The organism is Pseudomonas sp. (assembly GCF_030150285.1).
Taxonomy (GTDB): domain Bacteria; phylum Pseudomonadota; class Gammaproteobacteria; order Pseudomonadales; family Pseudomonadaceae; genus Aquipseudomonas.
Window position 1 is genome coordinate 1 of the sequence record NZ_JASLGE010000115.1, and the last position, 12,981, is coordinate 12,981.

The 12,981-nt window shown below is 55.8% G+C and carries 16 protein-coding genes; all 16 read right to left on the reverse strand.

Features of this window, described 5'->3' with window-relative positions:
- Nucleotides 1-924 (reverse strand): hypothetical protein (locus Q1W15_RS24415; RefSeq protein ID WP_300733838.1); only part of this gene is annotated, 924 nt, incomplete at its 3' end.
- A complete protein-coding gene (locus tag Q1W15_RS24420; protein WP_300733840.1) occupies nucleotides 924-1,475 on the reverse strand; it encodes a hypothetical protein in 552 nt (183 codons plus the stop codon). The genes Q1W15_RS24415 and Q1W15_RS24420, both read right to left, overlap by 1 nt.
- A 9-nt stretch (nucleotides 1,476-1,484) precedes the next feature.
- The gene (locus Q1W15_RS24425; RefSeq protein ID WP_300733841.1) at nucleotides 1,485-1,928 is read right to left on the reverse strand and encodes a phage protein Gp13 family protein; all 444 of its coding nucleotides are present in this window, start codon (nucleotides 1,926-1,928) and stop codon (nucleotides 1,485-1,487) included.
- Between the two features lie 54 nt (nucleotides 1,929-1,982).
- The gene (locus Q1W15_RS24430) at nucleotides 1,983-4,403 is read right to left on the reverse strand and encodes a hypothetical protein (RefSeq protein WP_300733843.1); all 2,421 of its coding nucleotides are present in this window, start codon (nucleotides 4,401-4,403) and stop codon (nucleotides 1,983-1,985) included.
- 9 nt (nucleotides 4,404-4,412) lie between these two features.
- Nucleotides 4,413-5,000 carry a hypothetical protein gene (locus Q1W15_RS24435; RefSeq protein WP_300733845.1) on the reverse strand — a complete coding sequence of 196 codons (588 nt, stop codon included), beginning with the start codon at nucleotides 4,998-5,000 and terminating at the stop codon, nucleotides 4,413-4,415.
- 62 nt (nucleotides 5,001-5,062) lie between these two features.
- Complete coding sequence (locus tag Q1W15_RS24590; protein ID WP_367280651.1) at nucleotides 5,063-5,329, reverse strand: Ig domain-containing protein; 267 nt, start codon at nucleotides 5,327-5,329, stop codon at nucleotides 5,063-5,065.
- Complete coding sequence (locus Q1W15_RS24440; RefSeq protein WP_300733849.1) at nucleotides 5,326-6,351, reverse strand: hypothetical protein; 1,026 nt, start codon at nucleotides 6,349-6,351, stop codon at nucleotides 5,326-5,328. Before Q1W15_RS24440 ends, Q1W15_RS24590 begins: the two co-directional genes overlap by 4 nt.
- A gap of 135 nt (nucleotides 6,352-6,486) precedes the next feature.
- Nucleotides 6,487-7,374, reverse strand: a complete 888-nt coding sequence (locus Q1W15_RS24445) for a hypothetical protein (protein ID WP_300733851.1) — start codon at nucleotides 7,372-7,374, stop codon at nucleotides 6,487-6,489.
- Nucleotides 7,375-7,440: 66 nt separating this feature from the next.
- Nucleotides 7,441-9,057, reverse strand: coding sequence for a portal protein (locus tag Q1W15_RS24450; protein ID WP_300733855.1), 1,617 nt, complete (start codon nucleotides 9,055-9,057; stop codon nucleotides 7,441-7,443).
- 12 nt (nucleotides 9,058-9,069) lie between these two features.
- A complete protein-coding gene (locus tag Q1W15_RS24455) occupies nucleotides 9,070-9,342 on the reverse strand; it encodes a hypothetical protein (RefSeq protein WP_300733857.1) in 273 nt (90 codons plus the stop codon).
- Between the two features lie 10 nt (nucleotides 9,343-9,352).
- Nucleotides 9,353-9,613, reverse strand: a complete 261-nt coding sequence (locus Q1W15_RS24460) for a DUF5476 domain-containing protein (protein WP_300733859.1) — start codon at nucleotides 9,611-9,613, stop codon at nucleotides 9,353-9,355.
- Nucleotides 9,614-9,622: 9 nt separating this feature from the next.
- Nucleotides 9,623-9,862 (reverse strand): phage protein, encoded by a 240-nt coding sequence (locus tag Q1W15_RS24465; protein ID WP_300733861.1) that lies wholly within the window; start codon nucleotides 9,860-9,862, stop codon nucleotides 9,623-9,625.
- Between the two features lie 149 nt (nucleotides 9,863-10,011).
- Nucleotides 10,012-10,911 (reverse strand): hypothetical protein, encoded by a 900-nt coding sequence (locus Q1W15_RS24470; RefSeq protein WP_300733862.1) that lies wholly within the window; start codon nucleotides 10,909-10,911, stop codon nucleotides 10,012-10,014.
- Complete coding sequence (locus Q1W15_RS24475; RefSeq protein ID WP_300733864.1) at nucleotides 10,904-11,062, reverse strand: hypothetical protein; 159 nt, start codon at nucleotides 11,060-11,062, stop codon at nucleotides 10,904-10,906. Before Q1W15_RS24475 ends, Q1W15_RS24470 begins: the two co-directional genes overlap by 8 nt.
- A gap of 198 nt (nucleotides 11,063-11,260) precedes the next feature.
- A complete protein-coding gene (locus tag Q1W15_RS24480; RefSeq protein ID WP_300733866.1) occupies nucleotides 11,261-11,677 on the reverse strand; it encodes a hypothetical protein in 417 nt (138 codons plus the stop codon).
- Between the two features lie 40 nt (nucleotides 11,678-11,717).
- Nucleotides 11,718-12,981: DNA polymerase (locus Q1W15_RS24485; RefSeq protein ID WP_300733868.1), on the reverse strand; the 1,264-nt coding region annotated here is incomplete at its 5' end.

Sequence of the window (12,981 nt, forward strand, 5' to 3'; positions counted from 1 at the left end):
GTTACGAGTCTGCTCAGCGTTGCGCGTGTAGGCAGCCTCACCGGCTTTCGTCTTGAGGTTCTCATAGACCTCAGGGCCGAGGATGTCCTTGATCTTGCGCTTACCGCCCAGGACATTCAACTCCTGCTCGCCCATGGTCTCCAAGAGATTCAAGCCGTGCTCTTTATGCACCGCATCGTTGGACAGCATGGTCAAGGTGTCGATGGCTTCTTGGTCCGTTGGGATCTCCCCAGAGGACAGGCCGTTGTTGAGGTAGCTCACGAACATCTTACCCGCAGCCGGGTCCTTCATAATGGAGATGTCATCCATCATCGGGGAGATGTCATTGCGAGCCTCAAGGACCGACTGAGCGGACAACTGCTTCGAGAGGAACTGAGCGTGGCTGTCATAGAGAGCAGCGTTGCGGTTCACAATGTTGTCGTTGAAGCCCTGTTGGTAGAACGGATCGGACTCATTGACCCCAGCAGCATCGGCGTAGTTCTTGGCCTTCTGAGTCATACGCGCTTGACGTGCCTCATCGAACTCCTCACGGGTCCGGTACTGGGCCAAGTCGTTCTTCATCTCCGCATCTACCTCATAGGCAGCGTTGCGGCCAGTCTTGAAGCTCAGCAGTTCCATCACAGACTTGTCGTCTTGGTACAGCAGTGTGCCATTGGCTCGTGCTTCACGGCGCTGCTCAGGACTCAGCTTGCGGATGATCTCGTTGGATCGCTCATCAGCGAGTGCCTGCTGGCGCTGCTCGTAGGTCCCATAGGCATCCTGGGCGCCCTTAGCGAACTTCGCCATACCATCGGCCCAGGACGTGTCCCGTTGAGGAGCATGTTGGACCGAAGCCTTGAACTGTTGTGTCGCAGTGGCACCATGCAGGCGGTCTACTTGACCACCACGAGATTGCTCAACGGCGCCTTGAATTGCGTTTTTCATTAAGAACCTCCTTTAGGTGCGTCACCGCCTGACTTCCCTTTGTAACCACTGGCAGCGGCTGAGCCGGTTTGACCAATGATGCCAAGGGCAGTGCCCAGCTTGTTCGGCTGGAAGATTCGACCAGCGCCACGGATGGACGACTTGGTGTTCTCTGTGTTGGCGATCTGGTTGGCGAAGATGGACTGGTAGTCCCGTTGATAGTTCTGCGCGGTCATCACACGTTCTTTCGAGGCTTGGTTTGCAACCTCGTTCTTGATGGCCTTCATTGAGCGCCCGGAAAGACCAGACTCGCCCATTGCGGCACGCACAGTGGATTCATTGCGGAGCGCCTGTAGGTTGACCTCAACGAGGTGCTCACGGGCCGCTTCATGTTTGTCTTGCAGTTCCAGGGACAGGTTGGCGTTAGCCATGTTCATCTCACGAACCTGCTCCATATGGGTCTTACGCTGGGCATCGGTTGCTTCACCGCGTGCCTTAGCGCCGTCCTTAGCTGCCATCGTGCCCCCGATCAGGGCAACAGCAGCGAGGCCGATAGATACTGGTTCACACATAGTGACCTCCTATAGCCAGAATTGCTTGAATTGAAACCCAGCCGGAGACATTGTGTGACCGGACTGGAAGGTGGCCCCAAGGGACTCCAGCAGCCGGATGTGGAGCGCATTGTCCTTCGACACGAGGTTCGTGAAGATACGGTTATGCTTGTCACGGACTACAGCAAGGTGTTCCTTGAGGAGCTTGTAGAACTGCATGCGCTCACCCTTGTCGAGCATCTCGCGGGCATTGGTGGTGACGAACCAAATACATTCACCATCAACCCCACCAACAGCGATAACTAAAGACCCAGCCATAATGGCGTGGGTATCTTCGTTGAGGGCTTCTGGTAGGACATCTCGTGGGTCTCGGTTCGCACGCATGCAATGGAACTCCGCAAGGTCGCCCTTGGAGAGATCATCCGCTGCTGTCACGAGGTGGTGCCGGGTTGCTTTAACGATTCTCAGGGTCATAACTTTAAGCCTCCTATGGCCTTAGTGAGGGTTTTTACGCCCTCGCCAAGCCTGTTAGATACCGGAAGACCGGCGAATGTAGTTCCCTTCCCAGCCACAACCGATCACGTTAAGTGGGTTCGGGTTGCTGCTCACGATGGAAACCTGTTGTCGTAACGCATTGCCAGTCACGGGGAAGCGGAACTGCCCAGTGCCCAGCGTGAAGCTGCCCAGGATCAGCTCGGTGCCCAGTCGACCACCAGCCATGTTGTACACGTACTGGGTCGAGCCGTTGTACACGTTGACCTCGAAGGCACCCGACTGCTCGTAGTTCAGCCACGCTTTGCGCAACTGCAAGCGACCGATGTCCTCTGTGCTGGTCGAGCCGTCATCAGCGGTTTGCTTGATGAGGAACTTGGAGAACTCATAGTGGAACGTGTACTCACGGCCAATAACGAATTGCTCGCCTGTGCGATCACCTACCAGCTCAATCTGAGATCCCGCAATCCAACCACGCGGCCCAGGCTCATGGCGCTCCATCACGCTGTTCTTGTCGAGCGTGTAGAGAACGACTTGAGGTCCTAAGAGGCCACCATAGAGAGCCTGTACGTCGATGTACGTGGTGAACTCATCCTCATCGAACTTAGTGGCTACCACGGAAGTCTTCATGTCCATATAGGACCGATAAGGCTCCAGAGGAACATCCACTGTGTTCGAGGTGAACTCGATACGCTCCATCGAGATCCCGCTCTCACGTTCCAGCACCAGATACATGTAGGACCCGATGCAGGTTGCAGAGAGGATCTTTGTGTCATCACCGAAGGTCCAGTGCGACCAGCTCTGTTGGGACAGCTCCTCGTTGATGTAGAGGAACTTGTAGATGAACACCTTGGACGGATCTCCATCAGACAGCACCGCCACAAAGTTCTCAGTGCCTGAACCATGAATCGAGAAGACCTCGTTGCGGATGTACACCGGGATGTGCGCAGAGATGTCCTCAGCGGACTTCACATCGCTCACGTCCTGTACCGCGTAGTACCGCTTGATGCTGGTGTAACTGGCACGCGGAGATGCGAAGTACACACCACGGCCAATCCCGTATGGTCGAGCACCATCACTCACGTCGAACTCAGTGGTCAAATCGAGCTGGATGCTTTTGGAAGTCATCGTGCCAGAAGACGAGAGAACGAACTGAGCTTGGTCAGACCACAACAAGAGCTGCTCAGAGAACGGAACAGCGTACTTCAGGATAGACACACGGTTGTGGGAGATTGCCACGTCGATAGGATCATCGTCGGACACCTGGGCCACGCTCGCAGGGAAGAAGCTGAAGTACTTCGAGGTCCTCGACATGATCACGTTTTCACCTGAGAGGAAACCCAGGCGGTTACGGAAGAAGAAGATCTCGTTGATGTTCGAGCCGATGAAGCTGGGCATTGGGTTGGTCTCGTCATCACCAGACTTACGCTCAACCCAGTCGAGCACCTTCCAGTCGAAGTTCCCGTCAGCGCCTCGCACAAGCGCACGGGGCATCGTTGAGGCATCGAGACCGGCAATGATACCCGGCTTGGCTACCTCCTTCCAGACGAGCCCTGAGGCGTTGTACTGAACCCAGTAGTTGTCGCCAGAGCGTGCAGCTTCCCCAGTGATCTCCACGAGATACCCATCGACACATTGCGATGGCAGCTTGTTAAACGCTTGGACCTGATAGAGGAACGCATTGAGCAACTGCCCAGCGTAGCCGTCATCAGTGGCAATCGACGTGATGTCAGGACCGCCCATGGCGTCAATCACAATCCAGCCTTGCCCAGCAGTGGCCCTGTAAGGCTTGTTGTCGGTCGTCATCTTGGCATCGAACCGCTTAGCCATCTCACGCGCAATGAAGCCAGCATCAGTCCACTCAACCTGTTTGGTTGGGGTTCCTGGCGGTGGGCTTGGATAGTCTGCAACATCACCCGCAGGCATCTGCAAGACAGCATCCGAGTCCGAACCGTTGATCCCGAACTTCAGTGTACGACCGTACTGACCACCACGCACGTTGACCACGGCCCGTTGACCCAGAGGCTTGGAGCCAGGGTGTGTCATGGTCTTGCCGATGTCGGTGATCTTTGTCCGGTTGGTCACGAACGTGTAGTCCGCAACGGTGATCATGCGCAGCTCTTGGCGAGGGTTAGGGCAGTTGGCATAGCCATCATAACCACGCACTTGGTACTCGACGCCATCCAGTCCGAAGACCTTAAGGCCGCTCCCAGTGAACACCACATCGTACTGCTCCACTGCGTCACGGTTGATCATGTGAATCAGAGGCTTAGGTCCAAACGTACCAGCCTCAGCGAGCTTCTTAACGAACACCGTAGGCGGTCGCTTCTGGAGCCCTTGTGTCTCAGAGGACCAGCCGTTCTCCTGAAAGCTGCCCTGGTTGGGGAACCGTAGGATGTCAGGCTGTTGGCTAATGCCGCCTTTGAGGTTCTTAACGCTTTGCGAAACAAGTCCCATAAGACCTCCTTATCGACTGATCTTGCCACCAGTCCAGGCGTCACCGCCCAGCAGGTTGAAGTTTCCGTAGTCGAGTTCATATTCGTTGATCATCTGCCACGCTTCCTGTTCCTGCTCTTGTAGAGCCCCTTCGATCTCACCGGCCCCGAAGAAGCGGATGTTGAATCGACGGCAAGCCTTCGCCAGGATGTAGGAGCGGAAGCACTCAGGCATCTCGTTGTACTCACGCAGGCGGATGAGATCTACCTGAATGGGCTGCAAGAATTCATCCGTGTCATTCAGCCGGTCATAGACCAAGCCGCCACGGTTGATGTAAGGCGTACCGCCCGTAGAGGACATCTTAAGGAAGTCGCTCATGTACGGGATCTGCTTCGAGAACACGTCAGGAATCAGAGTGGCACCTTCCTCAATGTTGAAGGTCCAGCCACGAGATTGAACCTCGCGGTTTACCTGATTGAGGATTCGACGGCAGTTCGCCACATCAGCGTTAGGGTCGCCCTCAAGGGAGTTCACTGGGGATTCCCCGATAGCGGCCAACATATCGTTGATCGCCGAGAGTTCCTCAGACGTTTCAAGTGTTGCTTCAATAGTTCGCATATGGATCTCCTTAAAGAAAAAACCCCAAGAAGCCCACAAGGGACCTCAAGGGGTTCGGTTTGTTACTCAGCCGTTACAGTGAGCGCGCAGGTGTCCGTAAAGGAACCGTCAACGGTCGTAACAGTGATGGTGGCAGAGCCGGGAGCTACTGGAGTAACTACACCAGATGCACTAACGGTAGCAATGAGAGGATCAGAACTTGCGAACGTCACCGACTTATTCGTAGCGTTAGCTGGAGCGACCGTGGCGGTCAGGTTCCGAGTTGCACCCATGCGGACCGTAGAGGTCTTAGGAGCAATCGAAACCCCAGTTACGCCAACGATGCTCACGCCTTTGTAACCACCAGTGCGCCAGCAGCTTCAGGACGCAGGCCACCGTGACCCATGGCGTATTTGCCGATGATCTGGTCAGCCTGGAACTCAGGACGACGAGCACGCTCAAGCGCCATGTCTTTCAGCTTGACAGTACCGACAGCCGAGCGGTGGTTGAAGATACCAACGATGTTGTCCTCAGCGACACGGACATCGCCAGTTGCAGTGGCCGGGAAGGCGTGCTTCTGGTTGGTGCCATCGTGGTCATCACCAGCACCGCCAACGGTCAGGTGTGGCACTTCGATCACGGTGAAGCCCATCACGTTGCGGATGTTGCCTGTCTCAGGATCGGTCAGCGCAGCGTAGTTGGCAGCGTTCGGCATCAGAGCAGCCAGGATAGCGCTGTAGTCGTCAGGCGAGGTGAAGAAGGTACGGTCCGATGCAGGCACGTAGTTCTTGGTCAGACGGCCACGGGCCAGGGTCAGACCTTTGAGGATCGCGATACCACGAGCTTCTGGGTCGGTCAGGTCAGCGGCCAAGCCGATTTCCAGAACAACGGCAGCGCCCAGGCCAGCGATGTTTTCGTTGGATGCAGCAGGCAGGTTGCACAGGTTGACCATTTCAGCCAGCACCGCGCCGTCAGCAGCGATTGCCAGAGCTTCGCCCAGTTGGGCCGAGTACTCAGCACGCACATCGTAGTGGTTCATTGCGTCTTCGATGTCGTAGATCAGCACGTCCGAGGTCAGCAGGCCGTCGATGACGATCACTTTCTCAGCGTGTTTGATGTCCTTACGCTTGTCATCCAGGTTCTCACCCGGTGCAAGGTAGTAACCCTTGGTGCGGCCCATCACGGGGAAGCTCGCGCTCTTACCGTTCTGAATGGTGCGGACCATGTGCTTGTCCATGGTTACGGAACGACGCACGAATGCAGTCAGAACTTCACCACCGAACACCTTCAGGAAGTTGGCCAGCATGTCCTGGTTGTTTACGCCCTTGCCCTGGTTCTGACCAATCTTTTGACCGCCTTTCATATTCGCCATTGTGTGTCTCCTTCTATGAGTTTCTTTGAGGACAACTTGTCCGATTCATTTGGCACAGACTGTCAGTATCCGTTGTGTTGCGATACCAGAATTATGCCAGTCTGTAGCCTTAGTGAGGGTTTTTAAATCAGTGACTTACCAGTTGCTCGCCCAGACTTTCTGCTCGACACTTTGAGTGTAAGCAGCGTCACGGCCATAGCGTTTGTCACTCATCGCCTTGGTCATCTCGGACTTCGATTCGAAGCCTTGGACGCTTTGACGATCAGCTCGTGGAGCACTTGCAGGAGCCCGCTTAGACAGGTTCCGTTGAGGTGCTTGGCCGAACTTCTTGGTGCGACCAGCCATGCCCAGGTTGATCACTGTGCGAACGGTAGCGAGGTCCTGGCGCTCGATGGCCCCGTAAAGGGTCTCAACGGCGTCTTTGTTGTTCGCTTCCAGGTGCGCAATGATCGCGTCGAACTGAGCCTTGCCACCAGCGTACTGCACGATGCTGTTAGCGTAAGCCTGAGTGATCGCTTCCTGGCCCTTGATGTAGGACTGAACGAACTGGCGGGTGTACCCAACAGCTTCCAGAGCCTTCAAGTTGGCCTCAGAGATCTCGCCATCCTCGTCCACCTCGGCGATGATCGCTTGGGCAACAGCAGGGTCGAGACCACGTTCTACAGCTTGTGCTTGCAGGCTCTCAAAGCCTTCGGCGTACTGGTCGATTTGAGCAGAAGCAGAAAGAAGGTCAGCGTCAGGCTCGCCCAGCGGAGTGAAGTCATCAGTGGATTCTTCACCACCTTCTTCTTCCTCCTCGCTGGATTCCTCACCGGACTCCTCCTCCTCCGCGCTTTCTTCCTGCTCCTCTTCGCTTTCCTCATGCTCCTCATCGGAGCCCTCTTGGTCATCGTTGAGAACCAGCTCGTCGTCACCATCACGGGTACGGACGTCCAGAGCCAGCATGTTCTGCTCGTGCTCCTCAGGATCGCTCGAAGACATCACCGCGTTGTTCACGCCGAATTCGCTATAAATATCAGTCATTTGGATCTCCTTAAAGAAAAGAAAGCTACAGACGGGATTGCCTATCTGTAGCCTTAGTGAGGGTTTTTAGCCTCCGATTGGGGAAGCCTGTACGCCAGCGGAATCCATTGCTCCTTGCATGGCTTCAGGACTTGCAGTCGCCTGTTGAGCGACACCGGAACCAATGCCCTGAGCAGCAGCAGCACCGCCCTGTTGCATCATCTGTTCACCCATGATGCGTGCCTTGTCTTCTTCAGTCAGCAAGAGACCAGAGGTATCCATGCCGATAGCGTTAGCAGCGCGCAGCTTGAGGTTCGCAATGTTGAGATCTGGATCGTCCTTGAGAGCGCCCATCATCTGCATGAACTGCATGAACTGAGTCAGCTTGTCGAGGTCTTGACCACGGCCCAGTGCTTCCACACCAGTGCTCACGGTTGGCTCAACGGCCTCCTTAGGCATGTCAGGGATCTGCTGAGTCGCCTGGAGCTGGTTCAGCAAGATGCGGACCATAGGCAACTGGAGTTCCTGAGAGAGGATCGAGTAGACGCCCCCAAGGGTGTCCTCAAGTTCCTGCGCCATGTAGCGGATCTCTTCGGCAGTCACACGCTCGCCACCACGTTGGATCGCGGAGTTGAGCATGAAGACGAACGATAGGCGCTGCTCGATGTTGTCAGCAACGGCCTTCGCCACTGAGAAGTCAGCGGTCTTTTCGAGCTGTAGGAACTCAATGTCCTGCTTGCGGCCTGGAACCATGTCACCGCTCTGAGCCTTGACGAGACGACGAACTTGCGTCATGCCGTTAGGGTTGACCAGAGTGATAACCTTCGCGGCGATCATAGAGAACTTGATCATGGCCTCGTGGAGGTTCTCAAGGGAGTTTAGATCCCCAAGGTATTCCTCAACGTGGCTGCGACCGTAGTGCTCACCATCGCGTTTGGTCCAGCGAACCGCGACCCATGGGCAAGCATCGCCAGGATACTGACCATCTGTGCCTTCCACTTCCTCATCGTCGATCTCCTGATACGAAAGGTAATCTCCTGACTCGTCATCAAGGTACACATGAGTGTAGACCTCGACCTCTTCATCAGGTTTGTGCTCACCGTCCAGCTTGGAACGAACATCCTCAGGCAGCGCAGCGAACGCTACACGGTCCAAGGTGACGATCTGTAGGACGTTCCCGAAGGCATCACGCTGACACACGTAGTTGTGCAAGGTGTAGAGCTTCATCGGGTTGTACGCGGAGCTGGTTGCGTCAGGTGGCGGAAGGTAGATGCATCCGTTGCCACACAGAGCCAACTGCCGGATCAACTCAAAGAGCGTCACTCGGTAACTGTTGGATTCCATGTAGGCCATCAGGATGCGTTCTACCATTCCCAACCCTTGTTCTACCTGAGCCAGTTGTGACGGGTCAGCGACCAACTGCTTGGCCTGCCACTCGGAGATGCGGAGCTTCATCCAGCTTTGCAGCGGGAACAGAGCGAGCATCACCTTCGCGGACAGGTTGTTCAGACCACGAGCACCCACGGCTTGCCATGGAGTCGTGTAGTCCGTAGAGGCGTTGTCGGCCTCTTTAGGGAACAGGGAGGGGATCGTAACCCTGGCGCAGTTCTCCGCTCGGGTCTCGTAAGGTGCGCGGTCGTTCTTCAAGCGGTCATAGACTGCCTTTGCGCTTTCCTCAGCGAGACCAGTGCGTTCAGTTGCCATGGTTCACCTCCTTCAAATGTTCAGACCACTACCGCTGGCACGGGCCACGCTCAGGCTCTTCTTGCCCTTCGCTTTGGCAGCCTTACGGGCCGCTTCGGTGTCAGCGTCATCCGCATCCACACCGTCATCTTTGGGCGCCTCCACAACAGCAGCGGCACCAGCAGGTGGCGGAGCAGCTACGTCAGCAGCAGCAGCTTGTTTCTTTTCGTCATCACCCAGCAGGCCGCCAGAAGCGGACTTGGTGACTTTCTTCAAAGCCTTCTTTACTTTCTTGAGGAATCCCATGAGATGCTCCTTATTTCAATGCGCGGCGAATGGAGCCACGAGGTTTAGTTGCGGACTTGGCACCGGTATCAGATGCCTGCGAACGTTGAGTACCTTCACCAGTTGTCTTAGTCTTCTCGACCTTCAGACCCTCGGTGCCGATGTTCTCTTTGAATTCGCTGTCCTCGTCCCCTAACTCCACGCCCTTTGGCTCTTCAGCCATGACAGGCTCAGGTGCGCGAAGCTGTTCAGGGTTGGTCTTAGGGACCTTCGGTTTGCTGCTAAAGCACATGCAGACCTCCTATTCTTGTAGGTGGCGCTGCTCCTGCATCAGCTCGATGATCTCAACGACCGCCGATAGACCCTCAACGAACCCGTAGAGAGCTTGCTCAGAGAAGCCCTCCTTGCGGAGTTGGTCGAGGATGCCAGTGCGTTGAATGTACGAAACGTTGCAACGAGCAGCAAGATAATCTGCTGACGCCTGAGGGATGTCAGGGATGTCATCAGGGTTGTCAATGTAATGTTGAATCGCTGAAAGCATTGAGACCTCCATGAGGGACCTTAAAGGATATACCTAAAGGGTCCCATAGCCTTAGTGAGGGTTTTTGAAGTCGTAGTCAGCAGCCAGGATGGCCGTCATAGCGATGGCACCTCCCAGAGCTGGAATCATGATGATCCCGAAGAAAGCAATCAAGGCGTCCATAGGATCGGCTCCTTGGTTTCATGATCGAAGTCACTGTTGCGCAGGATGCGAGCGACACGGGCCTGTTGCAGGAGTTCCGTCTCAGACATACCGTTCTTCGTAGCGAGCGACACCATGCAGTCCCAGAGAGTTTCCTCATCGGTAGGCGGGCGAGATGTCCAGAAGGGGATCTCTTGACCTTTCCGTGGGCCGGACTTCATGACCTTGACGTCCTGATAGTAGAACACCGGGTCCTCAAGGAATGGCTTGGCCGCTTCAGGACCAACGCCCACGATGCCACCGTAGCCATCAGTGGTATCACCAATCAGCGTTTGGTACATGTGGTAGGCATCAGCTTCGGCCTCAGAGGACACCTTGAAGGAGCCATCAGACAGCCGCTTGAACATGCCAGGGATCGTGTAGAAGTCCTTGTCGCAGGACACGATGATCACCTTGTCGCAGCCAGCCAGCGAAGGGTTGGTGGACAGGATGCCCAGAACGTCATCGCCCTCGACACCCGGCCAGAAGAACGAGTTGTCCTTGTGCTGTGCCAGGATCGCGTCACAGAAGTCACGGTAGCCAACAGGCTTACGCTTGCCCACTCGGTTGCCCTTGTAGGTCGGCAGAACGTCGAAGCGGAAGTTGCCACCACCAGAGATGATCGCCAAGTCCACCAGCTCGAAGGCACCGTCTTTGCGCATCTTAGGGGAGATCCGTTTGATGTCCTCCTCGATCTGCTCGGTGATGCTCCTCATGGCGCTGTACAGGCTGTTGCGGGCTTTCCCGTGGTCACACTCAAGGGTCCAAACATCGTCACCCCAGTCGGTCTCCACTTCGGCACCAGACATTGCCGAGAAGATCATGTAGTCCATGTCCCAGCCCAGGCCAATACGTAATGGTTTACTCATCCTGTACCTCCTTCAATTTGTTGTGAATCTCCGCCTTGAGGCAGCAGCCTTGGCAGATGATGTGTTGGTTGCAGGCACAGGACATCGCCTCGATAGCGTCGAGAACAATCGTCCAGCGCTGCTCCCACGCCTTCGATGTGGATGGACTCACAGAGCACCTCCATGTTCAGAAAGGAAAAGTTGACCGGCAGTAGTGAGTGACCAAACGCCCATGTTCTTGCCAGCTACGGACACACACGAGATGTGCCCACGGGATGCAGCCTCGTTGACCAGAGCGATGCGCGAACGCACAAAGTCACTCTGATAGGTACGAGCCTGCTTCTTGAGTTCCCAGAGGACCTTCAGGTACTCAGACACGAGGCGTCACCTCCATAACTTGGCAGCCTTCGCCGCAAGGTTGAGGGACAGTGTTCTGGCAGGTCGCGCACCACTTCGGCTTGACTTCCTTCTGCTCGAAGATCACACGAGTGTCGCCAATGCGAGCGGTGCTTTCATCGTTGCAGAGTTCTTTGCGAAGGTCGTCGCGGATGAACTGACGCAGGCTCGAACGGTAAATCCACTCGACCACTTGCTCATCGGTCTTGTCGCTCAGGAACAGTTCGAGCTTCGCACGCTCAAGCTTGTTGGCGTCCTTGAGTTTCTCAGCGAGCTTCTCAGCGGGTACAGAACGTACCTCAGCACGAGCCTGTGCGACGAACTTCATGGTTTCAGTCGCCACCACGATGGTCATTGGGAACGATACGTGTGCTTTCAGGGTAATAGCCATGATGAATCTCCTTTGAGATGGCCCCGAAGGGCCTATTGGATTAGTGGCAGTCGCGCCATGTGTCACCGATTTTCGCATCGGTATCGAGAATGCAAGCGAAGTCAAAGGACTCACCCACGTTGCGGATTGCTTGCTGGGACAGCTCGGCCATCTGCTTGGCGATCTCAGGTGTCCGGCATGCGATCTGGAGTTCGTCGTGTACCCAGGCCATGAAAGCGAAGTCACCAACGGAACCATCATCGTCATACCAGCCGTGCTTAAGACCAGCCTCGAAGGCCAGTCGCTCGGTCTCCACTACCCAAGCCTTGCAGATGATCGCACCGGCAGACTGAAGCAGGAAGTTAAGAGCACTATGAGGACTCCGAACGTGAATCTTTCGACCGTCCAGGCCACGCAACCACTTGCGCTTCCACTTGATGTCAAAACGCTTGGCCGCTTGGTTCCACTTCTGGTCTGCGATGAGACCCGATTCGATTGCCTCACGCAGAGCAGCGATCACTGGGGTGTTCTCAAGGAACGCCTTCTTGAGTGCCTTACCTTCCTTGGCACCCTTGCCGATGATCTGGCCGATCTTCCCATCGCCCGCCCCATAGAGGAACGCATAGATGAAAGTCTTGGCGTTGTCGCGGTAGCCATCGTGGACGTGGCTTTTCTTGTCACGGACCAGACCAGCCGGAGCAAGCCCAGAGGCAAGCGCGTTGGCCCAGTGAACGTCACCATTGAGAACCTGCTCAACGTAAGCGCCATCATCGTAGCGAGCACCGTAGGCACCCAGGCAGCGCAGCTCAAGGCCAGCGGCGTCCGTGCCCATTTGCACAGCGTTCTCCCAGCCTTTGAAGCGCTTGCGGATAGTGACCACGCCAAACAGCTCACGGCACTCAGGACCGTACTCGGACTTGGCCGAAGGGATCTGACCCATGTTCGGGTAGCTGTGAGTCGCTCGACCAGTGCCAGCACCGTTCGGGTTGATGTTCCCGTGGATGCAGCCATCCTCGTCCCAGATCATGCGCAGCCAAGCGTTGTCGCCTTCTGCCAGCATGCCGATGCGCTTCTGCAACATCAGGTAGCGACGAACCAAGTCGATGCAAGCCTGCTTCTCTGGGTCATCTACGCGGACACCATCCAGTGTCTCATCGTCAGCTTTCGGAGCGCCCTTGTCAGTGAACTCAGTGGGAACCCAGCCGGCTTCCTTGAGGACCTTAACGATGTGCGCTGATGAGCCTGGGTTGAACGTCTCCAAGATCACCGGAGTGTATGGAGCACCTTCAACGAAGTCACGGGTGTCCTGAATGAACTCTCCACGC